The sequence below is a fragment of the Echinicola shivajiensis genome (assembly GCF_018642165.1).
Classification (GTDB): domain Bacteria; phylum Bacteroidota; class Bacteroidia; order Cytophagales; family Cyclobacteriaceae; genus Echinicola; species Echinicola shivajiensis.
Genome location: NZ_JAHHZM010000011.1, coordinates 83,173 through 108,528, shown reverse-complemented (window position 1 = coordinate 108,528; position 25,356 = coordinate 83,173). Strand labels below are relative to the sequence as shown.

Annotated in this window: 17 protein-coding genes; 10 read left to right on the top strand and 7 right to left on the bottom strand. The window is 38.9% G+C overall.

Going from position 1 to position 25,356, the window contains the following annotated elements:
* The first annotated feature begins 17 nt into the window (after nucleotides 1-17).
* Together KMW37_RS16945 and KMW37_RS16940 are read left to right on the top strand one after the other, a co-directional pair.
* Complete coding sequence (locus KMW37_RS16945) at nucleotides 18-899, top strand: YicC/YloC family endoribonuclease (RefSeq protein ID WP_215225845.1); 882 nt, start codon at nucleotides 18-20, stop codon at nucleotides 897-899.
* Between the two features lie 63 nt (nucleotides 900-962).
* A complete protein-coding gene (locus tag KMW37_RS16940; protein ID WP_215225844.1) occupies nucleotides 963-1,757 on the top strand; it encodes a thymidylate synthase in 795 nt (264 codons plus the stop codon).
* 14 nt (nucleotides 1,758-1,771) lie between these two features.
* Here KMW37_RS16940 and KMW37_RS16935 read toward each other — a convergent pair whose 3' ends face one another.
* Nucleotides 1,772-2,587 carry an aminotransferase class IV gene (locus KMW37_RS16935; RefSeq protein WP_215225843.1) on the bottom strand — a complete coding sequence of 272 codons (816 nt, stop codon included), beginning with the start codon at nucleotides 2,585-2,587 and terminating at the stop codon, nucleotides 1,772-1,774.
* A 166-nt stretch (nucleotides 2,588-2,753) separates the two neighbouring features.
* On the opposite strand from KMW37_RS16935, the gene sdaAB reads away from it, so the two are divergent.
* From sdaAB to KMW37_RS16920, 3 genes are read left to right on the top strand one after another with little or no spacing between them, the layout of a single operon-like run.
* Nucleotides 2,754-3,431 carry an L-serine ammonia-lyase, iron-sulfur-dependent subunit beta gene (gene sdaAB / locus KMW37_RS16930; RefSeq protein ID WP_215225842.1) on the top strand — a complete coding sequence of 226 codons (678 nt, stop codon included), beginning with the start codon at nucleotides 2,754-2,756 and terminating at the stop codon, nucleotides 3,429-3,431.
* 8 nt (nucleotides 3,432-3,439) lie between these two features.
* Nucleotides 3,440-4,777, top strand: coding sequence for a TolC family protein (locus KMW37_RS16925; protein ID WP_215225841.1), 1,338 nt, complete (start codon nucleotides 3,440-3,442; stop codon nucleotides 4,775-4,777).
* 11 nt (nucleotides 4,778-4,788) lie between these two features.
* Nucleotides 4,789-6,081: an efflux RND transporter periplasmic adaptor subunit gene (locus KMW37_RS16920; RefSeq protein WP_215225840.1), complete on the top strand. Its 1,293-nt coding sequence runs from the start codon at nucleotides 4,789-4,791 to the stop codon at nucleotides 6,079-6,081.
* A 54-nt stretch (nucleotides 6,082-6,135) separates the two neighbouring features.
* On the opposite strand, the gene KMW37_RS16915 is transcribed toward KMW37_RS16920, so the two are convergent.
* From KMW37_RS16915 to KMW37_RS16905, 3 genes are all read right to left on the bottom strand, one after another.
* A complete protein-coding gene (locus tag KMW37_RS16915; RefSeq protein WP_215225839.1) occupies nucleotides 6,136-7,005 on the bottom strand; it encodes a type 2 periplasmic-binding domain-containing protein in 870 nt (289 codons plus the stop codon).
* Nucleotides 7,006-7,078: 73 nt separating this feature from the next.
* Entirely contained in the window at nucleotides 7,079-7,870 is a 792-nt protein-coding gene (locus KMW37_RS16910; protein WP_246581543.1) for a hypothetical protein, read from the bottom strand.
* A gap of 132 nt (nucleotides 7,871-8,002) precedes the next feature.
* Nucleotides 8,003-8,440, bottom strand: a complete 438-nt coding sequence (locus KMW37_RS16905) for a nucleoside deaminase (protein ID WP_215225838.1) — start codon at nucleotides 8,438-8,440, stop codon at nucleotides 8,003-8,005.
* Between the two features lie 937 nt (nucleotides 8,441-9,377).
* Between KMW37_RS16905 and KMW37_RS16900 the strand changes: the two genes are divergently transcribed.
* Nucleotides 9,378-11,162: a sensor histidine kinase gene (locus tag KMW37_RS16900; protein WP_215225837.1), complete on the top strand. Its 1,785-nt coding sequence runs from the start codon at nucleotides 9,378-9,380 to the stop codon at nucleotides 11,160-11,162.
* Between the two features lie 63 nt (nucleotides 11,163-11,225).
* Here the strand turns inward: KMW37_RS16900 and KMW37_RS16895 are convergent, their stop codons facing one another.
* The 3 genes from KMW37_RS16895 to KMW37_RS16885 form a co-directional block, all read right to left on the bottom strand.
* Entirely contained in the window at nucleotides 11,226-12,602 is a 1,377-nt protein-coding gene (locus KMW37_RS16895) for an MFS transporter (protein ID WP_215225836.1), read from the bottom strand.
* Between the two features lie 89 nt (nucleotides 12,603-12,691).
* On the bottom strand, nucleotides 12,692-15,112 hold the full coding sequence (locus KMW37_RS16890; RefSeq protein ID WP_215225835.1) for a glycoside hydrolase family 31 protein: 2,421 nt from the start codon (nucleotides 15,110-15,112) through the stop codon (nucleotides 12,692-12,694).
* Between the two features lie 308 nt (nucleotides 15,113-15,420).
* Nucleotides 15,421-16,452 (bottom strand): LacI family DNA-binding transcriptional regulator, encoded by a 1,032-nt coding sequence (locus tag KMW37_RS16885; protein ID WP_215225834.1) that lies wholly within the window; start codon nucleotides 16,450-16,452, stop codon nucleotides 15,421-15,423.
* A gap of 366 nt (nucleotides 16,453-16,818) precedes the next feature.
* Between KMW37_RS16885 and KMW37_RS16880 the strand changes: the two genes are divergently transcribed.
* The 4 genes from KMW37_RS16880 to KMW37_RS16865 all read left to right on the top strand — a co-directional run bounded on the left by KMW37_RS16880 (nucleotide 16,819) and on the right by KMW37_RS16865 (nucleotide 25,255).
* Nucleotides 16,819-19,785, top strand: a complete 2,967-nt coding sequence (locus KMW37_RS16880) for a SusC/RagA family TonB-linked outer membrane protein (protein WP_215225833.1) — start codon at nucleotides 16,819-16,821, stop codon at nucleotides 19,783-19,785.
* A gap of 18 nt (nucleotides 19,786-19,803) precedes the next feature.
* Complete coding sequence (locus KMW37_RS16875; RefSeq protein ID WP_215225832.1) at nucleotides 19,804-21,390, top strand: RagB/SusD family nutrient uptake outer membrane protein; 1,587 nt, start codon at nucleotides 19,804-19,806, stop codon at nucleotides 21,388-21,390.
* Nucleotides 21,391-21,408: 18 nt separating this feature from the next.
* A complete protein-coding gene (locus tag KMW37_RS16870) occupies nucleotides 21,409-22,449 on the top strand; it encodes a SusE domain-containing protein (protein ID WP_215225831.1) in 1,041 nt (346 codons plus the stop codon).
* 115 nt (nucleotides 22,450-22,564) lie between these two features.
* Complete coding sequence (locus KMW37_RS16865) at nucleotides 22,565-25,255, top strand: alpha-amylase family glycosyl hydrolase (protein ID WP_215225830.1); 2,691 nt, start codon at nucleotides 22,565-22,567, stop codon at nucleotides 25,253-25,255.
* Nucleotides 25,256-25,356: the final 101 nt, after the last annotated feature.

Below are 25,356 nucleotides of genomic sequence, written 5' to 3'. Positions count from 1 at the left end.
TTGTTTAAGTTTGTGGCATGATTAAATCCATGACCGGCTATGGTATAGCCAATTTTGAAAATGAGCGCTATATTATTAGTGCAGAGATCAAAACCCTTAACTCTAAGTTTTTGGACTTAAATCTCAGAAGTCCTCGTCAATTTTCAGACCGTGAAATAGAACTCAGAACCTTGGTAGGAGATATTCTAGGTAGGGGAAAAGTCAATTTGAGTATAGAATTTACAGCCAAATCCAGTAGTGATCTTCCTGTAAGTATCAATCAGGACCTTTTTGAAAACTATTTCAACACCTATAAAGGCATGGCTGATAAAGTGGGACTTGAAGGAGGAATGGATTTGTTCAGAATGGCTGCACAAGCACCCAATGTAGTCACTGCTTTAAGTGAGAAATCTGATGATCCTGAAGAATGGGAGGCAGTGAAGAAAGTGGTTGTTGAAGCTGCAGAGAAATGTAATGAATTCCGTATGGATGAAGGAGAAACCCTGTTTGGTAAGTTCAAGGAAAATCTTGAAGTGATTACCTCAGGCCTTAATCAAATCCAAGAAGAGGAGCCAAAACGTAAGGATAGAATTAAATCCCGGATCCGTAATAATTTCAAGGATTGGATGGAAGAAAATAGTTTTGATGAAAACCGCTTCGAGCAGGAGTTGATTTACTATTTTGAGAAATTGGATATTACAGAGGAAATTGTCAGATTAGGTACTCATTTAGAATATTTCGATAAGACCATGTCCAATGGTGCCAACCAAGGAAAGAAACTGGGATTTATTGGGCAAGAAATTGGCAGGGAAATCAATACCATCGGTTCAAAAGCAAATGATGCCAATATCCAAAGACATGTGATTATCATGAAGGATGAATTAGAAAAAATCAAAGAGCAGGCTCTGAACATCATTTAAAATGATTTCAGCTAGTTCTTTCGAGGCCAATTCCCGTTATAGATTTATTGAATACCCATAGAAATGAAACAATATCACCAATTACTACAGCACATTCTGGATAATGGTACCCAAAAAGGAGACCGTACTGGTACGGGTACGCTCAGTGTTTTTGGCTATCAAATGAGATTTGATTTGCAAGAAGGGTTTCCTTTGGTAACAACCAAAAAATGCCACCTTAAATCCATTATTCATGAGTTATTGTGGTTTTTGAAAGGGGACAGCAATATCAAATACCTTAAAGACAATAAAGTTTCTATCTGGGATGAATGGGCTGATGAAAATGGAGACTTGGGACCTGTATATGGTTATCAGTGGAGACATTGGCCTGATGGAAAAGGAGGTGAAATAGACCAGATCAAAAATCTTATCCATCAAATCAAGAATAATCCAAATTCCAGAAGGTTATTGGTGAGCGCTTGGAATGTTGCAGATGTGGACAATATGGCTTTGCCACCTTGCCACACTATGTTCCAGTTTTATGTTGCGGAGGGGAAACTTTCCTGCCAATTATACCAAAGGAGTGCAGATGTGTTTTTGGGTGTGCCTTTTAATATTGCTTCCTACGCTTTGTTTACTATGATGATAGCCCAGGTTTGTGGTTTGGAGCCAGGTGAGTTTATTCACACCTTTGGTGATACTCATTTATATTCCAACCATCTTGAACAGGCTAAACTGCAACTTACAAGAGACTGTAGACCATTACCAAGCATGAAAATCAATCCCGAAGTAAAGGATATATTTGATTTTAAATTCGAGGATTTTGAACTGTTAAACTATGATCCTCACCCACATATTAAGGCTCCAGTAGCTGTGTAAGAAAGGGGATTTAATCAAATAAAAAGATCTTCAATAAAGGAAATGGGCTGAGTATCAAAGTCTGTTTCCTTTATTTTTTTGATATAGGCAATACCGGTTACATTGCTGGTGAAAACCTGTTCAGCACTTAGTAGATTTTCCTCATTGTATTCGCCTGTATTTAATTTTCTGCCTGTTTTTTTTATGGTTTCGATGATCATCCTTCTTCCTATCCCAGCAATGCAATTACAATTGAGTGAAGGGGTATAAAACGTATTGTCCTTTATCCAAAAAATATTGGCAGCACCCGCTTCTGAAATATTACCCTTGTCATCCAATAGTATGACCTCGTCCATTTTCTTTTCGTTACGTTCAATATTTGCCATTACATAAGTAAGGGCATTGAGGGTTTTGCAGTTGGCCCAAGGGGAGAAGGGTACATTAATTGTGGAACTAAAATAAGCTGAATTTTTAATAAGGGGTGGAGAAGAATGGGATGCGATCATGATGGTTTCTTCAGCTAAAGATTGTTGGGGAGTATATTTCCTGAGTCCTGCCCGAAAAATATTCCATCTAATTCTCAGGTTGCAAGTCTTTCCATAATCTTCCAAAAGGAATTTTTCAAGTTGTCCAAGGGAGGAAAGTCCCTGAGATTGAATTTTTAATTTTTCCAGACCCAAATTCATTCTTTCTTCATGTGCTTTGGCAAACCTGATTTTTCCATTTGAAAAAATCATGGTTTCAAATATTCCATCACCAAAAAATGAAGCTCTATTGGCCGCCTGCTTATCGATTTCTTTATATTGTTTATCCTGGCAAGGAGATAAAAGGATGGGTTCAATAATGGACATGGTGGGTTAGAAATTAGCTGCTTGTTTTCAATTTTTGACCAATAATGTTAAAATTAAGTTAAAATATTTCAAATTGGTCTGAATAGATTGAATTAAAATACATAATGGGAGATAATTAAATCTTTAATAGTAGATTAGCATATTAATTAGTGAATTTGGCTAAAATATGGCTAGAAAGAGTAGCGTATTTGATATGATCGGACCGATAATGATAGGTCCTTCTTCTTCCCATACAGCAGGAGTGGTAAGAATTGCTCGAGCAGCAATAAAGGTATTGGGATCAATTCCTGATAAGGCTTTAATAACCTTTTATAATTCATTTGCCAGTACCTATGAGGGACACGGCAGTGATAAGGCCGTAATCGGAGGATTATTGGATTTCAAAACTGATGATGTTAGGATTAAGCAATCCTTGGATCTCGCTGAGGAAAGGGGGCTTGAATATAGCTTTAAATCTATTGGCAATGCCTCGGTATATCACCCCAATACCATAAAACTAAATCTTGAAAAAGGAGAAAGAAAAGTAGAGGTAATCGGTGAGAGCTTGGGAGGCGGACTGATCAATATCAGTGCTGTTGATGGATTTCATGCTGATTTCTCGGCACAAGAACATACTTTGATCATAAAAGCAGATGATGTTTCTGGTGCCATTGCCTTTATTACAAGTATTCTGGCCCAAGAAAAGGCCAATATAGCTACCATGTCGGTTTCTCGGAAAGGTAAGCGGGAAATAGCCTGTCATGTGATAGAAATGGACTCAGGATTGAATCCAATTACGATACAATATTTAGAAAGTATTGGATGGATTCATGAATTAATTTATATTCCAAAAATAGACCTTTAGTAATTGCTATGACCAAGAGATTTTTTGTAACCCTAGCTTTAATTGTTTTTAGTATTTTAAATGGTTGGACTCAAGAGAATATTTCTTATTTATCTTTAGAGGAATGTGTACAAATTGGACTTGAAAACAATCTTGAACTACAGAGGAGTGTCCTCAATCAAGAAAACAATCAAACCAATTTGATGGAATCCAGGGGGCAACGCTACCCTTCACTTTCAATGACCTCATCTTATAATTATAGTTGGGGGCGTGCACTTGATAATGTAACTAATGACTATTTACCCAGTAGTAGTTTTGGGAGTGCAGGTTTTAGTGTAAGGACTAACGTAAGTTTGTTTTCAGGAGGTAGGATTAATAATAGTATTAATCGGGCTGTGGTGGATTTGGAAACTGGAGAGCTGAATGTGGAAGCCACTAGAAATAATATTACCCTTAATATTGTCAACTTATTTGTAAACGTGGTTTTTGCCAAGGAACAGGTAAATGTGGCTGCCTCACAACTGGAAGTAACCAGTAATCAGTTGGAGAGGACAAAAAAGTTGGTAGAAGTTGGTGCTCTTCCTATTTCAGATCAATATGATTTGGAAGCCCAGAATGCCACCAGCAATGTGGAGTTGACCAATGCGAGGAACAATTTGAGATTGGCGAAGTTGAACTTAATGCAGGCCATTCAAATCCCCTATGAGGAAGAATTTGATGTGTCGGTGCCAGATTTAGATGCAGAAAATTATTTGATTGGTGGACATAGTGTAAATGAGGTCTATGCCATTGCCTTGGCACTTATGCCAGAGGTAAAAGCTGCAGAACTGGGCACTGAGAGTGCTGAATATGGGGTTAAAATTGCTAAAGGAGCTTACTATCCTACTTTAGGTTTTGGAGCAAATGCAAGTACAAATTATAATGAACTCTATAAAGATGTTGTGCCTTTTTGGGAGCAATTTGATGGGAATTTAAGTGAAGTGATTGGGGTAAACCTGAATATTCCCATATTTTCAAATTTAACCAATAGAGCTAATTTACAACGGGCAAGAGTCCAAAAAGAATTAAGTAAGATTAATGTTAAGGAGGTTAAGAATAGATTAAGGCAAGATATAGAAACGGCATATACCAATGCAATTGCCGCCAAACAAACCTATGAATCTTCTCTTTTGAGGGTATCTTCTTTAAATGAAGCTTTTAGGATGGCCCAGAAGAGATTTGAAGTGGGAATGATCAATGCAGTAGATTTTCAGGTGGCACAAAATAACTTATTTAATGCGCAGGCAGATTTGCTTCAGGCAAAATATCAATATATTTTTAGTGTAAAAGTATTGGATTTTTACGTGGGCAATCCCTTAACACTTTAATAAATTAAACCATGGCTAAAAAGAAATCAAACAAGCTTATTTACTGGCTTTCTGGCGCATTGGGAATTTTGGTGGTAGTGATATTGGTAGGTAAATCTATGGGCTGGGTAGGTGGCCCAGCAGAGACGGAGGTAGAAACCTTTAAGGCAGCCAAAAAGACAATTGTAGAAAAAGTAAGTTCTTCAGGAGTGATTCAGCCTGAGACAGAAATCAAGCTTAGTCCAGATGTAGCTGGGGAAATCATTGAATTAAACATCAAAGAAGGGGATTCTGTTCAGCAAAATGACCTTTTGGTCAAAATACGACCTGATAATTTCATTTCTGTGCTAGATAGAAATAAAGCCAACCTCAGTCAACAAAAGGCCAATTTAGCCCAGTCTGAAGCAGCTTTGAATCGTTCTGAGGCCCAATTCGAAAGAGCTCAACTTGAATATGATAGGAATAAGGATCTTTATGAGAGCAAGGTGATTTCTGATTCTGAATTTGAACAGGCAAAGGCCAATTATATTTCAGCACAAAATGATTTAGCAGCAGCCAAACAATCCGTTGAAGCTTCCAAATATATCGTAAAAAGTGCTCAAGCAAGCGTAAACGAAGCCTCAGAGAATCTGAGCTTAACGAATGTCTTTGCTCCAGTAAGTGGGGTGGTTTCTAAGCTATTGGTGGAGAAAGGCGAGCGGGTAGTTGGGACCCAGCAGATGGCTGGTACGGAGATGTTAAGGATAGCTGATATGAGCAAAATGGAGGTTAGGGTGGATGTGAACGAAAACGACATTGTAAGGCTTTCTCTGGGAGATACGACCATTATTGATGTTGATGCTTATTCCAGTACAGGAGATAAATTTAAAGGAGTAGTGACTTCCATAGCCAATTCAGCTAATGAAAAGGCCAGTCAGGATGCCGTAACGGAATTTGAAGTTCGAATCAGGGTAATCAATGATTCCTATAAGCATTTGGTGACAGAACAAAACCGCTTTCCTTTCAGGCCTGGGATGACTGCAAGTGTGGAGATAATTACCGATAAGAAAGAAAATGTACTTTCTGTTCCTCTTGCATCTGTAACTACCCGGGAGAATATGAGACAGGACAGTACTGATCAGTCCAGTGATTTAAAAGAATTGGTGTTTAAAACCGAAGGAGGTAAGGCTGTATTGACAGAGGTGAAAACGGGGATCTCTGATTTTGAAAATATTGAAATATTGGAAGGACTGGATGAAGGTGTTGAGATTGTCTCAGGTCCGTACCATATAGTGAGCAAAAAATTGGAAGATGGAGATCTGATCAAAAAGGCAGATGAAAAATAAGTTCACAATGCCTTCCTCTTAAAAAAACAAAAGCCCCGATTCAGGGGCTTTTGTTTATATAAGCTGGACAAGCTCATCTGCAATCAGATTCTCTACTGCCGTTTTTTCTTTGATCAATCCTAATTCAAATAGAATGTCCATTGTCTCTTTTAAACTATCTGCACTAACCTGACTGTTAATTGCCCAGGTAGTTTGTTCTAACCAAGCTTTAATATCTATTTCTTGAATGCCGTATGCTTCAGCTATTATTTGGGATAGGTTGTTTTTGTTTTTTATTTCATTGGACTTTTTATAGAGTAAGTCCTGAATGAGTTTTAACTCGCTTTTGTACTTGTCAATAAGTTCCTGTCGAGCAACTATTACAAAGCATGGCCAGGGAGTAGGGATTTCATCGACCCTATTAAAAAGTCCTTCATCAACCAATGGTTTGGTGGTATATTTTTCCCATAAGAATCCTTTTGCTTTTTGATCTTCAAAGGAATCCTTTGCTCCATCCATATTGCCCACTACTTCAAATTTCAACTCTTCGGTTTTCCAGCCTTTTTCTTTGGCTAATAGATAGGTCATAAGATGGGAGCCAGAACCATATCGACTGATTAGAAAAGGGGAGTTTTGAAGCTCACTAGCTGTTTTAACTCCTGATTTTGCAGGTACATGGATTCCCCAGGTGAGAGGGGAGAGTACATGGTATCCTATTATTTTACCAGGGTTACCTTCGATCTGGTCTTTTATAAAGCTCTCGGTGAGAATAATGGCTATATCAGCTTCGTTTTCCCTAATGGCTTTGTTCATGGCTCCTGATCCCTTGGATTCATTCTTCCAAGCCAGTTTTATGCCTTTGTCTTCAAGAGGTTGTTCAGCGACCAATTGTATCCAAGGATAATTAAAGTGTTCAGGAACCCCTATGATTTGGATTGTTTTCATATTCAAAGATATACGCCCCAGAGGAATTCTTAAAGCACTTAGGGGCATTTTAATAGTCAATAAAATGGTTTTTTCAATGAGTCATTTCTTCAAGAAACCAGGATAATGCATGTAAATGGTCTACATGGTCAGGTGCTGAATTGCCTGCATAGGCCTTTATTCTGAGTGAACCTTCTTGGTTATCTGCGACTTGCTGCATTCCAAGTGGACCTTGGATCAAGACAGGATTTCTCTTTAATTCAAGTTGGTTGATTAGGTAGTCGGCACATTCTGTTGTACTTGCAAAGGTGCCAGGGAAAACGCTACTATGGGTAAAAGTAAATATGATGTTTCCTTTTATAGCGTCTTGGGCTAGTTGAAGAAATATTGATAAATCTTCCTCATTGATTTTAGCCCCTGTAGCTAAGGGTTGACCTTTGGGAATATATCCTGCATGCATGCCATCCAAAAGTAGGACTCCATCAATTTGGGAATAATAGTTTGATTTTAGAATAGACCTAATAGCACCATACCCTGCGCTCCATCCGGAAAGATAAATAGCCTTAATAGGTTTACGCATTGTTGATTCTGTGGCTTTCAATAATTTGTGGAAAGCATCGACCTGATCTAAAGGGCGGGAATATGCAGAAGAACCACTGCCCAAGTTAAGTGTCAAAGCCGCCCATCCATTTTTGTTTTTTATGGCATAATCTGCCACTTCATGGGAACCATGAAAATGAATCAAGAGACAGACAGAATCCTGAGGATAGGTTTCTGTAGGAATAAATAGGTGGGCTGGAGATTCAAAGATATCATTAATTTCTAGGTGTTTGCCCAGGTAATTGTTTTTTGGGATTCGTTCATGGGGCCGTATACTTTCCGTCATAGGAGATGGATTTTGCGGAGCCATCTGGTTTTTGTTTTGTGCATATAACTTGGTTCCTAAGAAACAATATGCGCCTAATAATATGCATAGAATAAAGGGTTTCATACTTGAAATAGGTTGTTGGTAGAATTTTTATTCACCGATATCCTCATTCCACAGGGCTGAATTGGAAGCGATAAAAGTAGTCATTAATTCCTTACAAGTTTCATTATTGCTAACAGTGACTTCCACGCCTCTTGATTTTAGGAGTTCTTCCTCTCCCATGAATGTTTGGTTTTCCCCAATTACTACTTTTGGAATGCCATAGAGCAAGATGGTACCAGAACACATGGGACAAGGGGAAAGGGTGGTATATAGAATGCTGTTTTGATAAACTTTTGCGCTTTGTCGTCCAGCATTTTCTATGGCATCCATTTCTCCATGCAAAATAGCGCTGCCTTTTTGTACTCTTCTATTATGCCCTTTTCCTATTATTTTTCCTTCATATACAAGAACGGAGCCTATTGGGATTCCACCTTCACTTAAGCCCTTTTTAGCTTCTTCTATTGCTGCTTCTAAAAATTTGTCCATGGTTTATATTTTAAAGATGATTACTTGATAACTATTCTGATAAAGGAAATTCAAGCCTAACGTTTACCAAAATAATAAAATACAGAATCATTAGCTTAAAAATAAATCTTTGCCAGCTATTTCATTTTTGGAAGCTGAAATTTTTATAATATGATTATCCGTTTTCACACCAGTAGCTTTATTTCTCACGAATTCCACGGATTTCCACTGACTTAATTAATTATTTCTGTGAAATATTAGTCATTTTTGAGAGAATGTTTTGAAGGGTAATACTTGCTGGTGGAATAGGGGATATACAGATTTTATAATAAGCTTTTTGGAGATCAATACTTTTGGAAAGCAGCTCCAAAATGAAATCACTGGCTACTTAGGATCTAATTTTTCATATTTCAAAAATTAATACATAAGACTCTAAATATAAAGGAAGCTAAATTTAACTGCGACGATCTAAAATTAATTTCCCGAATTTCTGTAAAATGCCCTGCTTTCTCTGTCCTCTTTCTAGGTCTGGTAGCATTGATTTTCTTTAAATTCTTACATATACCGTATATTTTTCATGTTCTGTCAAGAGTATTTGTTGGGATCAAAAAAAAATATTTGTTAGATTATATTCCTGGTTTTATGGAGTGATTTCTAAATATAAGGTTGAAAAAAGTAAATAAAGTTATGCTAATTAGTTACAAACAGAATAATATAATACTATATTTGTAGTTTAAATATTGAATAACGTAATTTATTTATATTATTCATTGCCCAAAATTATTAACCAGTAAATAATATGATAGTAAGCCTTGGTGTTGATAATCAATTTTTTAAATTAAAAATACCGGTGTTTAAGTCCGTTGAAATTATTGTTAAAAATGAATTATGAAATTCATATAACTTATATGGGATTTATTTATTTTCAAAATGTTATTGAACACCAAGTAATTTTATAATGGAATTCACACTTAGCGCATATTCGCTCTCTCTATTGATTTTTTCCGTTTTAACGCTGTTTTTGTCCGTTGTTGTTTTCATTGGACTGAACAAAAACGTTAGATGGTTTGGAGCAATGATGGTTGCTGTAAGTGTTTGGGCTGCCTCAGATGGGATTATGGTTGTTATAGATGATCTTGATCGCATGCTATCCATTGTAAAATTTGAGTATGTCGGAATATCCTTAGTGCCTGTTTTTTGGCTTCTCTTTGTTCTTCGCTTTGTAGGCAAAGAGCAATGGTTGAAGCCTCAAATGGTGGCGGCGCAATTTATTTTTCCTCTGTTGACCTTGTTAATGGTTTGGACGAATAGTTATCATCACCTACATTACCAGTCTGCAGAGATTAAGGAAATTAATGGGCTATATGGACTGATAACCTCAAAAGGTCCTTGGTATATTATCCATACTACTTATTTCTATTGTTGGATGATATTTGGCCTATTCCTATTGTTGCTTCACTACAAAAGGTCCGAGGGCATTTATCGCAAGCAAACATTGATTATCATTTTGGGCAGTTTGGTGCCTTGGCTTGCGAATATTTTGGTTGTTTTCCAAGTAGGACCATTTAATGGTTTTGACCCGACACCATACGGCTTTGTGATTACCAGTTTTATAGTGGTTTTTGGTTTTTGGGAATTGAGCTTGTTTGATTTAAGGCCAATAGCCCGCAACAAGGTAGTTGATTCCATGAGAGAAGGAATGTTGGTTCTGGATGTCGAGGATAGGGTAGTGGATTTTAATGATCAAATGCTTAGGATACTGAGTAAGAGGAAAGGGGAAGTTACAGGGATCGTTTTTGGTAAACTGGGATTTAATGATGATCGTTGGGTTGAATTATTAGAACAAGATACTGAGCAAGTTGTTTATCTTGATTTGTTGCACCAGGAGGAAAAGAGGTATTATGAAATCAACTGTAAAATTATCAGTGGCGGCAAAAGGGATTTTAGGGGTAGGTTATTAATGTTTAGGGATATTACCCAGTTTAGGCTTGATCAAAGGCAACTAGAGGAACAGGCCAGGGAATTGAGTGAGCTGAACATGACAAAAGATAGGCTTTTATCCATTATTTCCCATGATATGAGAAGCCCTCTTAATTCTCTAACTCAGTTTTTGGAGATGAGTGAATCGGACTTTATCAGCGATGAAGAATTCAAGGCCATGATTCCAAGAATTTCAGAGAACCTAAGGCAGGTTTCTGGTTTTATGGAAAACTTATTGGTGTGGGCCAAGAGCCAATTAATGGGAGAGAATATAGAGAAAGAAGTGTTTGATATAGATAAAGAATTGAGCTCTGCTGTTAATCTGTTTAGGCCTTCAATAGAAAATAAGGGAATACATGTCAATCACTTAAGTAAGGGAGAAGCATTGGTGTTTGCTGATCCTAACATGACCCGTCTTGTGCTGAGAAACTTACTAAGCAATGCCCTTAAATTTTCCAATAAAGGAGATAAGATCAGTGTCTATTTAGAGTTTGCCGAAAATCAAACAAAAATATTAGTAGAGGATACTGGAGTAGGTATTCCCGACAAAAATTTGAATAGGATTTTTTCAGCGGAAGCATTTACTACCTTTGGAACCCAAAAAGAACAAGGTACTGGATTAGGCTTGATGTTGAGCAAAGATTTTGTGGAGAAGAATGGTGGCGAAATTGGAGTAGAAAGTGAACTGGGAAAAGGGACGAAGTTCTTTTTTACATTGCCAAGAAAAGCGAAAGTTAAAAAGGAAAAAGGCTTCTTGAAATGAATTTGAAGAAGCTTTGATGTAACTTTTATGGGATGGTTATCTACGATTTTAGACTTGAAATCATTATACTTTTTCTGGAAGTAATTCCTCTTCGAAAATTTTTACATCGTCTTTATCATCAACAAATATCACACAAATAGCTGCTATGATGAGGATAATCCCTGCTGAAAATAAAGCATAGATAGCTTGTCCATCGTAGAGATACTTCACTATATAACCTCCCACAAAGCCATTTAAGATTTGCGGTGCTGTGATAAAGAAATTGAAAATCCCCATATATACTCCCATTTTCTTTGGAGGAACTGAGCCTGCTAAAATGGCATAGGGCATGGCCAAAATACTAGCCCATGCAATGCCAACTCCTATCATGGAAATATTTAGCAACCATTTCATATCTACATTGCTTACCATAATTATTGAAATTAGGCCTAAGCCTCCAGCTGTCAAACATACAGCATGAGTCAGCTTTCTACCTATTTTTGCCGCTATGACTGGAAGTGTCAAAGCGAAAATGGCCGAAACAAGGTTGTAAACCCCGAAAATTACCCCTACATAATTTCCAGCTTCATTAAATTCGACAGATGACCTGTCCATTGCAGAAAGTCCCCATACATGCTGGGCTAGGGCTGGAGTGGTAAATACCCACATGGAGAATAGGGAAAACCAAGAGAAAAACTGTACAAGACCGAGTTGGCGCATGGTTTTGGGCATTGCCCAAAAGGCGGTGAAAATTCCGAGAATTCCCTTCTGTTCTTCAGGACTATTAGAAATATCTTCATTTTCTTCAGGAGGATATTCAGTGGTCCTGATTACCGTCCAAAGTATTGATGCTACCAATATTGTTGCGCCTATCATAAATGCCCAAATGACGTTTTGCGGTACTACTCCATCCGAGCTACCAGTGGATATTCCCATCCATTCAGTAAGAATGTAGGGTAGCCAAGAACCGATTACTGCACCTAGTCCAATTAATAGAGTTTGTACCGCAAAACCAAGAGTGCGTTGGTCTGTGGGTAGCTTGTCTGCTACTAAGGCCCTGAAGGGTTCCATGGCAATATTAAAGGAAGCATCCATGATCATCAGGAAACCTGCCCCAACCCATAAGGCTGGAAGGAATGCTATGAATAGAGAGGCATTTGGCATAAGCATTAAACCAATGGCTGCTAGTATCGCTCCCGCCAAAAAGTAAGGTCTCCTTCTTCCTAATTTAGTCCAGGTTCTGTCACTGTAATGACCAATGATCGGCTGTATGATCATTCCGGTAATTGGGGCAACCAACCAGAAGAGCGAAAGGTGTTCCACATCAGCACCAAAAGTCTGTAAAATCCTACTTGCATTGGCGTTTTGGAGGGCAAAGCCCATTTGAATGCCTAAAAATCCGAAGCTCATATTCCAAATCTGCCAGAAACTGAGTTTTTTCTTATGTGTATTGGCTTGCATTTATTTTTGAAATGGTTTTAAAAAGGGAAAGCATTCATTATAAGTGTTTTTTAGTATGCTTTCCCTAGTAATTTAATGATTGATTATGATTAAAAGAAAATCTTAATTTCCTCAGAATCATTATTGATCCTTACTGAAGGTAGGGCAGGCGTTTCTAGAAATGGCAAACAATTGTCCGGCAATGGATCAAAATCGGTGAGCCTTGACAAAAATGCAGCTGTCTTCATTTTAGTTTCCAATGCTTCATTGTTTATTTTTATATTATTGCTTTCAAAGCCATGGAAGATCAATTCGAGTTGCTTGAAGCTTGAATCAAATTCACCTGTTGATTTTTCTAATAGTAATGTTTGTTGGTCACTGTTTAGGATGAATTTTCTGGAATAATAGTCTCCATTTTGATAGGCAGTACTCAGCCCATCATCTTCATAGTGATTGTATTCTGTAATCCCACTTCCCTTATAAATATGTAATCTCAAAATTCCATCATGGTCTTCACCTGTGTGATTAACAGTTGATTGCAAGGGGAGTATGGAACCTCCTTTTACCAAAACAGGCAAATAATTGATCGGACTGTCCAAGTAGACTTCCTGATTTCCCTGGTACTCATTATCATTAAAGAAATAATACCAGCGTCCTTCAGGTAAATAAACTTTACAAATTTCTTTATTGTTTTCTATTGGGGCAATCAAAAAACTGTCGCAGAAAAGGTATTGATTTTCAAATTTGCTGTCAAAGATGTTGTTGTCATGCGAATAATCAATGGCCAGACTTTTGGCTAAAGGTAAGCCATTGAGACTGCTTTGATGAAAACTGCTGTAAATCAAAGGGAGCAATTGGTAGCGAAGTTTTAGGTAATTTCTTGAAATTTCTTCCACTTCTTCACCAAAGGACCAAGGTTCTGCGGCTTTGCTATTGATCATGGAGTGCGACCGGTATAAAGGCGAAAAAGCCGCTATGCTCATCCACCTTGCGAAAAGAGCTGGGCTCGCTTCTCCACAAAATCCGCCAACATCATATCCGGCAAATGCCACTCCACTCATGCCAAGACTATTTACCAATCTTATTCCTGCTAACATGTGTTCTTCACTGGCTACATTATCTCCAGTCCAAGCTGCTGCATAACGCTGTATGCCTGCAAAACCAGCCCTTGTGAGTATAAAGGGTCTTTCTTGGCCATTGTTGCACGCACCTTGTTGTGCGGCTCGGGCCATTTGCATGCCATAGATGTTTCTGGCCTTTCTGTGGCTGACCTGTTCTCCTTCAAAATCAAAATTGATCAGGTTTGGAGTGTGTTGTCCCCATGAGGCAGGTTCATTCATGTCTGTCCAGAAACCATCTACGCCGGCATCCGTATAAAATTTCATTTTTTCGGCCCACCAGTTTCTGGTTTTTTCCATGGTGAAATCGGGAAAGGCACACCAGCCAGGCCAAACTTGTCCCTCGTAAATTTCACCGTCGGGATATTTTAGAAACAAATTTTCTTCTTTTCCCTCTTCATAAGGCAAGTAATTATTTTCAACCTTTATACCTGGATCCATGATGACTACCACGCTGAATCCTCTTTCTTTAAGGGACTGGATCATGGATTTGGCATCAGGGAATTTTTCACCATCGAAGGTAAAGACCTTATAGGCTTCCATATGGTGGATGTCCAAGTAGATGACGTCTCCTGGCAGATCCTTGTCTCGAAAGGTTTGGGCTAGGGATTTTACTTCAGACTCAGGATAATAGGAATAGCGGCATTGCTGATAACCCAATGTCCATTTTGGAGGTAAATTCAGCTTTCCTGTGATATCAGTGTAGGCAGAAATGATTCTTTCTACATTTTGATCATGGAAAAAGTAATAGTCCATATCTCCATCTTCTGCTGAAAAGTAGGAAAACCTTCTGTTGGAAGCCCCAAAGTTAAATACTGATTTATGGGTATTGTCAAAGAATATTCCGTAGGCTAATCCATGGTGGATTCCCATATAAAAGGGAATGGACATATATAATGGGTCATCATTCACTCCGTATGCAAAGAAATCGGTATTCCAATTGGTGAAGGCTTGTCCTGCTCTGTCCAATCCGCCAGTTTTTTCCCCAAGACCAATGAACCGTTCATTGGCCTGTAATTTTTTATAGTTGCTGACTTCAGTGCCCAGCCAAGATACCCCAAAGGCAGGGTCGTCCTGATTGATGGTTTGTCCATTATGGTCAAGAAAGGTCAGTGCCCATTCATTCTTATTGAGCTGAACCTTGAATTTGGCTGTTTCAAGATAGATATGTTCTTCATCCTCAGAAATAAGATAGATTTCTTCAGATGGATTTGCAATAACACTATAAGGGTTGGGACTAAAATGATCATTTTGACTGAGCTGGATCCTTATGGTGTTACTGGCGTATACGCTAATGTTAAATTGTGCATTGACTGTTTGTCCGCATAAGCCAGTGGAGGTTTTTTTCCAAGAAATGATCCTTCCAGCTGATACATTTTGAGCACGATTGCTGCTTGTTGCTACAGTAGTCATTTGGGTGTAATTAGTGATTAATCTTTATTAATAGTTATTACAGCCCTCCTTGGGTAGGATTTGGAGTAGCTTAGAAACCTGTTAATGCGCATTGCTGGTGACGGACAGCTTAGTGATAAAACACAGGTTTTCTACAGCTAAGTTATAAAGTAATATTAAAGTAAAAAATTGGATATCAGGCCACAGGGCCGTTTATCGCTTGTTTTTTTTGCAAAAATCCCCTACAAATAGGCCTTTCTTTCCAATTCAATCGTGTGCATAAAATAAATGGGAAAATTTGAAAAAAATGAATCCTCCACCATAAAAGTTTAACCTTTTTTAGTTGAGGATTCCCTGATAATAACGGCTGTGCCCAAAACTTCGGTTTTTGGTTTAAAGACTTCTTCGCTTTCGTTGTCTATCATTTTTAGAAGTAATGTGGCTGCTTTTTCCCCCATGTCAAAGCCAGGTTGGGAAACGGTGGAGAGTGGGGGATCTATCATGGAGGAAAACTGCCAATTGCTAAAGCCTACTGCTCCGAAATCATTTGGGATCTTAAGTCCAAGTGATTTGGCTGCCTTCATGGCACCAGCTGCTGCTATGTCATTTGAAGCAAAAACTGCATTTGGACGGTCACCAGCTTGAAGTAACTTTAAGCATATTTCTTCACTTTCTTCTGGAGTTCCCTTAGGACAAGGGATTATCCATTCTTCCCTGATGGGGATATTTGCTTCCGTCAGTGCTTTGGTGTAACCTTCCTGTCTATCCTTGCTTATTTTAAGATTTTTGGGGCCAGCCAGATGGACTATCTTTTTATATCCCTGTTCTATTAGGTGTTTTGTGGCCTCATATGCACCGGAAAAATCATCCACAGTGACATTAATGGTGTTTTTAAGATCTGGAATACGATCAAAAAATACGATGGGATAATTATAGTCCATCAACTTTTGAAAATGCTCGAAATTTACCGTTTCCTTGGAGTAACTGACCAATAAACCGTCTATTTGATTGGTGATCATAGTTTCAATAGCTGCTTTCTCTCTTTCCAGTCTTTCATTGGTCTGCAATAGAATAACATTATAACCATTTGCATAGGCCACTTCTTCAATCCCACTGATAACAGTGCTAAAGAAAAAATGCACGACTTCTGGAACAATAACGCCAATAGTAGAGGACTTGCTCTTTCTTAGGCTCAATGCTACAGCATTAGGTCTGTAGTTAAGCTTTTTGGCCAACTCTTTTACCTTTTCCTTGGTCTCCTTACTGATTCCAGGGTAGTCTTTAAGTGCTCTGGAAACAGTAGAAGAAGATATGTTTAAGGCCTTGGCAATATCCTTAATGGTTGCTTGTCCTAATCTCATGGTAAAATTTAACTTTTCTAAGAATCTAAGATAAGATTTTTGTTTGTTTTTAGAATAGTGACAGATTTAGGGTTTTGGACAAAATCGTTCAAAAACGTTAAAATTGAATTATTGTAAGTGAAAAAATTGTACCCTTATGAAAACGTTTGCGGTGACGTTTGCATAAAAAATAGTTGATTTTTTTGTTTCCAAAAGCTTGTTCGTACGTTCTGTATTGCCTAATATTCATTAATCGTTCAAGATAAATGAACTGATTGGTGAATGAATCTCATTTTAATTTATTTGGTAGGGAATAATTAAAATTGTACTAATCAAAGAAAATATTTATCGTGAATTAATTAACAATTCATCCAAAAAATAACCATTATGCGAAAGATTTATACCGGCTTAAAGGTAGCGGTAATTTGCCTGGTGCTATTGGGTAGCCAAAACCTGGTCGCACATGCTCAAACGGTGAGCGGTACGGTGACGGATATTGATTCCGGAGAGCCTCTTCCCTTTGTGAATGTATTATTGAAAGGGTCTACAAGAGGAACAACTACAAATATTGATGGTAAATACACCATCAATATTAATTCAAAAGATGATGTATTGGTTTTCTCATTTATTGGGTTTGAGCCAAAGGAATACAAAGTAAATAATCAATCAATAATAGATGTTCAGCTTCAGGGCAATACCAAGCAGCTGGATGAAGTGGTGGTGGTAGGTTATGGTACGCAGAGAAAATCGGACTTGACGGGGTCTGTGGGATCTGTTGTACGGGACGACTTCAATGTCGGACAAGTAACCAATCCAGAACAACTAATCACTGGTAAAGTGGCAGGCGTTCAAATAACACCCAATGGAGGTGCTCCCGGATCAGGAGGTAGGATCCGGATCCGAGGAGGAGCTTCATTGAATGCTTCCAATGATCCTTTGATTGTTATTGATGGTGTGCCTTTGGATAATTCCAAAACATCAGGTACTTCCAATCCGCTGAACTTTCTTAACCCCAATGATATTGAAACCTTTGATATCCTTAAAGATGCTTCAGCTACAGCCATTTATGGTTCAAGGGCCTCCAATGGAGTGATTTTGATCACTACAAGAAAAGGCAAAGAAGGCCAGCCAATGAAGGTGAACATGAGTTCTTTGGTTTCCCTTTCACAGGTAACCAAAAAAGTGGATATGCTCTCAGCTGATCAGTTTAGAGATGTGGTGGCTGAACAAGCCATTCCATCCCAAGCAGCCTTGGTAGGGGATGCAAGTACCAATTGGCAGGACGTAATATATAGAGATGCAATTAGTTTTGATAATAATGTTTCCATAACTGGATCATTGAACCAATTGCCATATAGGGTGTCTGTTGGTTATCTGGATCAGGACGGGGTTCTAAAGACCGACAATCTAAAAAGAACATCTGCCAGTATCAGTTTGAATCCTAATCTATTCGATGATCAACTGCACGTAAACTTCAATGTAAAGGGAGTGATTACAAAAAGCCGTTTTGCCAATAGGGATGCCATTGGTGCTGCAGCTGCATTTGATCCTACACAGCCTATATATGATGCTGAAGGACTCGGAGGGTATTGGGAATGGTTGAATGAAAATGGATCTCCCCAAACCTTGGCGTCAAGAAACCCGCTGGGGCTGTTGATGCAAAAGGATGATAGGGGAACAGTGAAAAGAAGCATAGGAAACCTTCAGTTGATTTATGACCTTCCATTCTTAGAGGGGTTAAAAGCCAATCTTAACTTGGCCTATGATATCAGTGAGAGTGATGGCCGCACCCTGATCTTTCCAAATTCTGCCGCTGGTTATAATGAGGGTGGTAGCAATGCCCCTTATGCCCAAAGCAAAAGAAACTTGTTGGCTGATTTTTACCTGAATTATCAAAAGGAGTTTAAGGATAGTCGCTTGAATTTGATGGTGGGCTATTCAGCCCAGGATTTCTTAACCAAAAACCCAACATTCGCAAGACTGAATTATGAAGGGGATACATTGGCGGCAGCGGGTGTTGAAACGAGACCTCAATACAGATTAATATCCTATTTCGCCAGGGCCAATTATAGCTTAAAAGACAAATACCTCTTTACTGCTACAGTAAGAGCGGATGGTTCATCGAGGTTCAGTCCTGATAACAGATGGGGCGTATTCCCTTCTCTAGCTGCTGCATGGAGGATCAGTGAAGAAGACTTTTTGAAAACCAATGAGACATTGACTGATTTAAAACTAAGGTTAGGCTATGGTGTTACGGGACAGCAGGATATAGGCTCTTATTTCCCTTATCTTCCTAGGTATGTGCAGAGTGATAATGCCTCACGGTACAGTTTTGGGGATACTTATTACACCACCCTTAGACCTGAGGGATATGATGAGAATATCAAGTGGGAAGAGACTACAACCATCAATGCTGGTTTGGATTATGAATTCCTAGATGGAAAACTCTACGGTACTTTGGATTATTATTTCAAAAGAACCGATGACTTATTGGCGGTGATTCCAGTGCCTGCAGGTACCAACCTGACCAACAGATTGTTTACCAATGTGGGTAGTATTGAGAATCAAGGTGTGGAAGTTGGAATCAATTATAATGTGATAAAAACATCCAGCTTTAACTGGGATATCGGAGCCAACTATACGCATAATAAAAGTACGATCAAGAGCTTAAGCAATGTAGAAGAAGATGCTGTGGGGATTTTGGTCGGAGATATTAATGGTGGAACCGGAAATACCATTCAGGTTCATACAGTAGGATATCAGCCTAATTCATTTTATGTGTATGAGCAAGTATATGATAATAATGGTGCTCCAATAGAGGGGCTCTATGTGGATCAGAATGAGGATGGAATTATCAATGAAAATGACTTAGTAAGAAACGGATATCCTGATGCCCGTCAATTCTTCGGATTCAATTCATCCATGCAATATAAAAACTGGAATTTTGGGTTTGTCCTTAGGGGAAGTGCAGGGAACAAGGCTTATAATAATGTGGCTTCTTCCAATGCTGCCTATCAAGGCTTGAGGTTCCCTGATTATTTGAACAATCTTCCAACAGATGTTTTGAATACCAATTTCCAAAATTATCAGTTAAGGTCAGATTATTATGTACAAGATGCTTCATTCTTGAGAATGGAAAATATCAGTCTTGGCTACAATTTCGGAAACCTCTTTGATTCCAAGCTCAACTTACGGGCAAGTGCAACAGTACAAAATGTGTTTGTCATCACTGATTACGATGGGGTGAGCCCAGAGATTGCGCCTGGAGAGGATGATGCCACTGGAGGAGGTATTGACAATAATTTCTACCCAGTGCCGAGGATCTTCTCATTTGGTCTAAACCTAGGATTTTAATTTAAACCCTGAATAACAATGAAAATTAATTGGATATATAAAATCAATTGGGTGTTGGGCTTGTTTGCCGTGGCATCATGCACAAATCTGGATCTAGAGCCCTATAATGAGGTGACATCCATACAGGTTTATGAAGATTTTGATAATTATAAAAATGTATTGGCCAAGCTTTATGGAGGGCTAGCGGTAAGTGGACAGGAAGGGCCTGCGGGAAAACCGGATATCAGTGGTTTGGACGAGGGAGCTTCCACTTATATCAGGGCATATTGGAAATTGCAGGAGTTGCCAACAGATGAGGCGATTATTGCTTGGAATGATGAAGGCCTGCCTACCTTGAATACCATGCAATGGACTTCTGACAATGGTTTCATAGCTGCAATGTACTATAGGATATTCTATCAAATTTCTTTAGCCAATGAATATATCAGGGAAACCAGTGATGAAAAGATGGCCAGTAGAGGTATCGCTGAAGCTGATCAGGAAGTGGCAAGGATTTTCAGGGCTGAGGCCAGATTTCTAAGGGCTTTAAGTTATTATCATGCATTGGATATGTATGGGAATGTCCCTTTTGTGACGGAGGAAGATGGAGTGGGAGCCTATTTCCCAGAGCAGGGCAATAGACAATTGTTGTTTGATTATGTAGAAAGCGAATTGCTGGAAATATTACCTATGCTGGTAGATGCAAGGCAAAATGAGTATGCCAGGGCCGATAAGGCTGCAGCCTGGATGCTTTTGGCAAAGCTTTACCTTAATGCAGAAGTGTATATCGAAGAAGATCACTATTCTGAGGCATTGACTTATTTGAATGAGGTTTTGAATAGTGGTTATACTTTAGAACCAAATTATAATTACCTGTTTTTAGCTGATAATCATCTTTCCCAAGAATTGATTTTTTCTGTGGCTTTTGATGGGGTGAACACAACTTCATTTGGAGGAACCACCTTTTTGGTCAATGCGGCTGTAGGAGGTACGATGGACAGAGAGGAATTTGGAATTCCGGGGGGATGGCAAGGGATTAGAACCAGACCAGAAATAGTTGCCCTTTATCCTGGTACAAATGGCACACCGGATGCAAGGGGATTATTTCATACTGATGAACAAAACCTAGATATAGAGAATATTTCCCTTTTTCAAGATGGATATGCTGTGAAGAAATACAAAAATGTTACCAGAGATGGAGAGAGAGGTTCTAGTCCAGGAAATGATCAGGTGGATACAGATTTCCCAATGTTCAGGTTGGGGGATGTCTATTTGATGTATGCGGAAGCTATTTTAAGAGGTGGTAGTGGAGGAAGTCTAGGGCAGGCTTTAGCTTATATTAATGAATTAAGACAGAGAGCTTATGGTGATGCTTCCGGAAATATTTCAGCTGGGGAATTGACCCTTGATTTTATCATTGATGAAAGGGCCCGTGAGTTGAAATGGGAGGCTCATCGAAGAACTGACCTGATCAGATTTGGTAGGTTCACTACAGCGGACTATGTATGGCAATGGAAAGGTGGGACCTTTGAAGGCAGAGATGTGGATTCGTTCAGGGATATTTATCCACTTCCCACTGCAGACTTGACGGCCAATCCAAACCTTGAGCAAAACAACGGATACTAAACCCAAATTTCTCAAAACATGAAAAAATATTATTCTAATATATTTTGGTTGTTGACCATAGCGATGATTTGGTCGTGTAGCGAAGACTTGGATCCGGTGATCAGCAGTGATCCCCAATCTCCAGTATTGATGAGCCCGGAATCTGGCACCTCCTTGGTGCTTACAGCAGAGGAAGAAACGAAGGAAGTAATATTTGAATACCAGGAAGCCGATTATGGATTTTCAGCAGCAACCAGGTATACCGTTCAAATGGACCTGGTAGGTAATGGCTTTGCTGAATCTGTAGATGTAATTAACTCTACCAGCAATAAAGCGATATTGACTTATGCTGATTTGAATCAAAAACTATTAAGCAGAGGTTTGATGCCCAATGAAGGAACGACAGTAGAGATGAGGATAAAGGCATTTCTTAATGACAATGTAAGTGATGAGTTTTCTGAGACTATTACTATGTCCTTGACTCCCTATGAGGTAGCCTTACAATATCCTAAAATGTACGTTCCTGGAGATTATCAAGGCTGGAACCCTGCCAATGAAAACACAATTCTATATTCAGTAAAGTCGAATAATGTTTACGAAGGTTTTGTACATCTAATAACTGGAAACGGGGAATTTAAAGTAAATGAAGGACCAAACTGGGATGTGAATTACGGGGATGATGGTGCAGACGGTATCCTCGATGCAGGAGGAGCAAACCTGAAAGTGGATGCCAAGGGAACCTATAAATTGACGGTAAACCTAAATGATAAAACCTATAGTATCGGGGCTCCTCTTTATTGGGGAATCATTGGTGATGCTACTACTGGAGGTTGGGACAGTTCCACTCCAATGGAATATAATGCAGATGAAAATATTTTGACCCTTACTACTGCTCTAAGTGTTGGGAATATGAAGTTTAGGGCCAATGATGCTTGGGATAATAATTACGGAGATGATGAGGGCGATGGAGAGTTAGAGGCTGGAGGTTCTGATATAGCCATTTTAGAAGCAGGCAACTATACGATTACAATGGATTTCAAAGTTCCAGGAGAAGTGTCTTATACTCTAGTGAAAAATTAAATCCTTCTATCTGAAAAACTAAGGCTGTTTCAAAAACATTACGGATTTCATTCTTATCCCAACAATGAAATTGAGGACTTAGAAACAGCCTTATTTATAGACCTCAAATAACCAAATGAAAGATTTTCACCTTAAAAATGCATTACTGGTACTTGTAATGGCTTGTATTCCTGTGCTAGTTTGGGGGCAAGTAAGTACTAAGCCTAGTTTCCCACGTGCAGATGAAAAGGTGAGAATCATTTATGATGCCAGCTCAGAAGTCTCTGAATTACAGGGTGAGGAAGAGGTGTGTATTCATATTGGTGCGATTACAGAAAGCGAGAATTCCAACTTTTGGTCCGTAGTCCCATTTGAGTGGGGGAGTTCAGATCCAGCCGCCAAGATGAGCAGAGTGGAAGGCGAAGATGATCTTTGGTTTTTTGAATTGGTCCCGAATGAGTTTTTCGAAAGGGCAAATGATGAAACGATTTTCAGGCTCGGGCTAGTGTTCAGAAATGCTGATGGGACTAAGGAGGGAAAGAGTGAAAGCAATGAGGACTTCTTTATTAACCTGGCTCAGGGATTTGATATTTCCTTTAAAGAGCCAACTGGGGAAAGGGTATTTCTTAAGCAAAGGGAAGAATTGGCAATTGAAATCCAGGCTAGCTCAAATGCAAGGATAAGTCTTGAACTGAATGGTCTTGAAGTGGCTTTTGAAAATGAGGGCAGTTCCTTAGCTTATAGTTTTGTTTCTGATGAACCGGGTGAATTTCTTTTTGTAGGAAAGGGAGAAAAAGTTGGGTTGGAGGTTTCAAAAAGCCTGTCAGTAAATGTGTTTGCGGATAGTGAGGTGAAAGAGCTTCCCAATGGCTTAAGGAAGGGGATAAACTACCTTTCTGAAACCAAAGTGGCTTTGGTGCTTGAAGCTCCTAGAAAGGATAATGTGTTTGTTATTGGTGATTTCAATGACTGGAAAGTATTGCCAGCTTTTCAAATGAACATAACAGCAGCTGGAGAAATATTTTGGTTAGAGCTGGATGACTTGGAACCAAATAAGGAGTATATGTTTCAATATTTGGTGAATGGAAAAACGAAAATAGCAGATCCATATGCTGAAAAGATAGCTGACCCTTTCCATGATCAAGAAATCATTGATTTGGGAAAATACCCAGGCTTAAAGCTTTATCCAGAAGGGCAAGAGTTTCAGGCTTCTTATCTACAGACTGCCCAAGAAAAATATGATTGGAAATACAATAATTATGAAAAACCACTGGCTGAAGAGTTAGTCGTTTATGAGTTGTTGGTAAGGGATTTCGATGAAAGGAGATCCTATAATGCAGTAACTGAAAGGTTGGATTATCTGCAATCTTTAGGTATAAATGCCCTTGAGTTAATGCCCGTGATGGAATTTGAAGGGAATCTTTCCTGGGGATATAATCCTTCATTTTTCTTTGCACCGGATAAGTATTATGGGACCAGAGATGAGCTGAAAAGACTGGTTGATGAAGCGCATAAGCGGGGGATGGTAGTGATAATGGATATGGTCTTAAACCATGCTTTTGGCCAAAGCCCTTTTGTGCGGCTGTACAATGAGGGAGACTATGGAGCTCCTACAGTTGAGAACCCTTGGCTGAACACTACTGCTACCCATCCTTTTAATGTGGGTTATGATTTCAACCATGAAAGCAAGTATACCCAGGATCTGGTGGACTCGGTGAACCATTACTGGATGTCTGAATACCATATAGATGGTTTTCGCTTTGATTTGAGCAAAGGATTTACCCAGCAAGATGCAGGAAATGATGTAGCTAAGTGGTCTCAGCTTGATGAGAGTAGAATTGAGATATGGAAAAGAATATATGATCAAATCAGATCCCATCATCCTGATGCCTATGTAATATTGGAGCATCTTGCTGAAAATGCAGAGGAAAAAATCCTTGCGGATTATGCTATGATCCTGTGGGGAAATATGAATCATAGCTTTCGGCAAATGGCCAAGGGTGAATCTTTGGACTTTTCCTATTCATATTATAAAACCAGGGGTTGGGAGAAAAACCATCTGATCAGCTATATGGAGAGCCATGATGAGGAGCGGTTAATGTGGGAGACATTGAGTTTTGGTGAGCGTTCACCTTTGGATTTACGTGGTTTGGAAAATGCAGTGGACAGGAACCAGCTATTGACTGCTTTCTATTTTGGCCTACCGGGGCCTAAAATGATCTGGCAGTTCGGAGAAATGGGCTATGATGTAGAGCTGGACAATGATCGTTTAGGTGTTAAACCGCCTCATTGGGGGTATTTAGAGAATGAGGAGCGGTTGAGACTGTATTATTTATATAAGGCCATGATAAAATTGAAGCAGGAGTATGCTGTTTTCAATTACCCAAAAGAGGTATCTCTTGATTTAGCTAATGCCGTCAAAGTGATTAGTTTGGTTGGGGAGGATTTGGATGTGGTGCTAATAGGGAATTTTGGTTTGCAAGAAGTGAAGCAGAAAAGTGTGGACTTTCCTTATTCGGGGACTTGGTATGAGTATATAAGCGGAGAAGAAATAGAGGTAGTGGGAGACTCGCGGATTCTGGATCTCGAAGCCAATGAATTCTTGGTGTTTACCAATAAAAAATTACCAAAGCCTGAGGTAGAGATCAGGTCGTTGGATTTGATTACAGCCTTACCGGAAGAAGGGAGAAAGTTCGATGAAATCAAGCTTTTTCCAGTACCGGTAAGCGGAACCTTAAATGTGGAATTGCCAGAGAAAATCGGGGAATTTATATATAGAATTATTGATATGAGTGGAAAAGTGTGGTTTGAGGGGACAAATTACTGAAATGATAAGATTTTAGCCTTTCAATTAAAGGATATTAGAGCAGGTCTTTATATCTTTGAGCTTTATGACAATCGTCAGATGCTAAGAAAGCAATTTATCAA

Excerpts from the sequence above, each read along its gene's own strand:
- KMW37_RS16945 (WP_215225845.1), top strand. The coding sequence starts at position 18 with ATGATTAAATCCATGACCGGCTATGGTATAGCCAATTTTGAAAATGAG.
- KMW37_RS16940 (WP_215225844.1), top strand. The coding sequence starts at position 963 with ATGAAACAATATCACCAATTACTACAGCACATTCTGGATAATGGTACC.
- KMW37_RS16935 (WP_215225843.1), bottom strand. The coding sequence starts at position 2,587 with ATGTCCATTATTGAACCCATCCTTTTATCTCCTTGCCAGGATAAACAA.
- sdaAB (WP_215225842.1), top strand. The coding sequence starts at position 2,754 with ATGGCTAGAAAGAGTAGCGTATTTGATATGATCGGACCGATAATGATA.
- KMW37_RS16925 (WP_215225841.1), top strand. The coding sequence starts at position 3,440 with ATGACCAAGAGATTTTTTGTAACCCTAGCTTTAATTGTTTTTAGTATT.
- KMW37_RS16920 (WP_215225840.1), top strand. The coding sequence starts at position 4,789 with ATGGCTAAAAAGAAATCAAACAAGCTTATTTACTGGCTTTCTGGCGCA.
- KMW37_RS16915 (WP_215225839.1), bottom strand. The coding sequence starts at position 7,005 with ATGAAAACAATCCAAATCATAGGGGTTCCTGAACACTTTAATTATCCT.
- KMW37_RS16910 (WP_246581543.1), bottom strand. The coding sequence starts at position 7,870 with ATGACGGAAAGTATACGGCCCCATGAACGAATCCCAAAAAACAATTAC.
- KMW37_RS16905 (WP_215225838.1), bottom strand. The coding sequence starts at position 8,440 with ATGGACAAATTTTTAGAAGCAGCAATAGAAGAAGCTAAAAAGGGCTTA.
- KMW37_RS16900 (WP_215225837.1), top strand. The coding sequence starts at position 9,378 with ATGGAATTCACACTTAGCGCATATTCGCTCTCTCTATTGATTTTTTCC.
- KMW37_RS16895 (WP_215225836.1), bottom strand. The coding sequence starts at position 12,602 with ATGCAAGCCAATACACATAAGAAAAAACTCAGTTTCTGGCAGATTTGG.
- KMW37_RS16890 (WP_215225835.1), bottom strand. The coding sequence starts at position 15,112 with ATGACTACTGTAGCAACAAGCAGCAATCGTGCTCAAAATGTATCAGCT.
- KMW37_RS16885 (WP_215225834.1), bottom strand. The coding sequence starts at position 16,452 with ATGAGATTAGGACAAGCAACCATTAAGGATATTGCCAAGGCCTTAAAC.
- KMW37_RS16880 (WP_215225833.1), top strand. The coding sequence starts at position 16,819 with ATGCGAAAGATTTATACCGGCTTAAAGGTAGCGGTAATTTGCCTGGTG.
- KMW37_RS16875 (WP_215225832.1), top strand. The coding sequence starts at position 19,804 with ATGAAAATTAATTGGATATATAAAATCAATTGGGTGTTGGGCTTGTTT.
- KMW37_RS16870 (WP_215225831.1), top strand. The coding sequence starts at position 21,409 with ATGAAAAAATATTATTCTAATATATTTTGGTTGTTGACCATAGCGATG.
- KMW37_RS16865 (WP_215225830.1), top strand. The coding sequence starts at position 22,565 with ATGAAAGATTTTCACCTTAAAAATGCATTACTGGTACTTGTAATGGCT.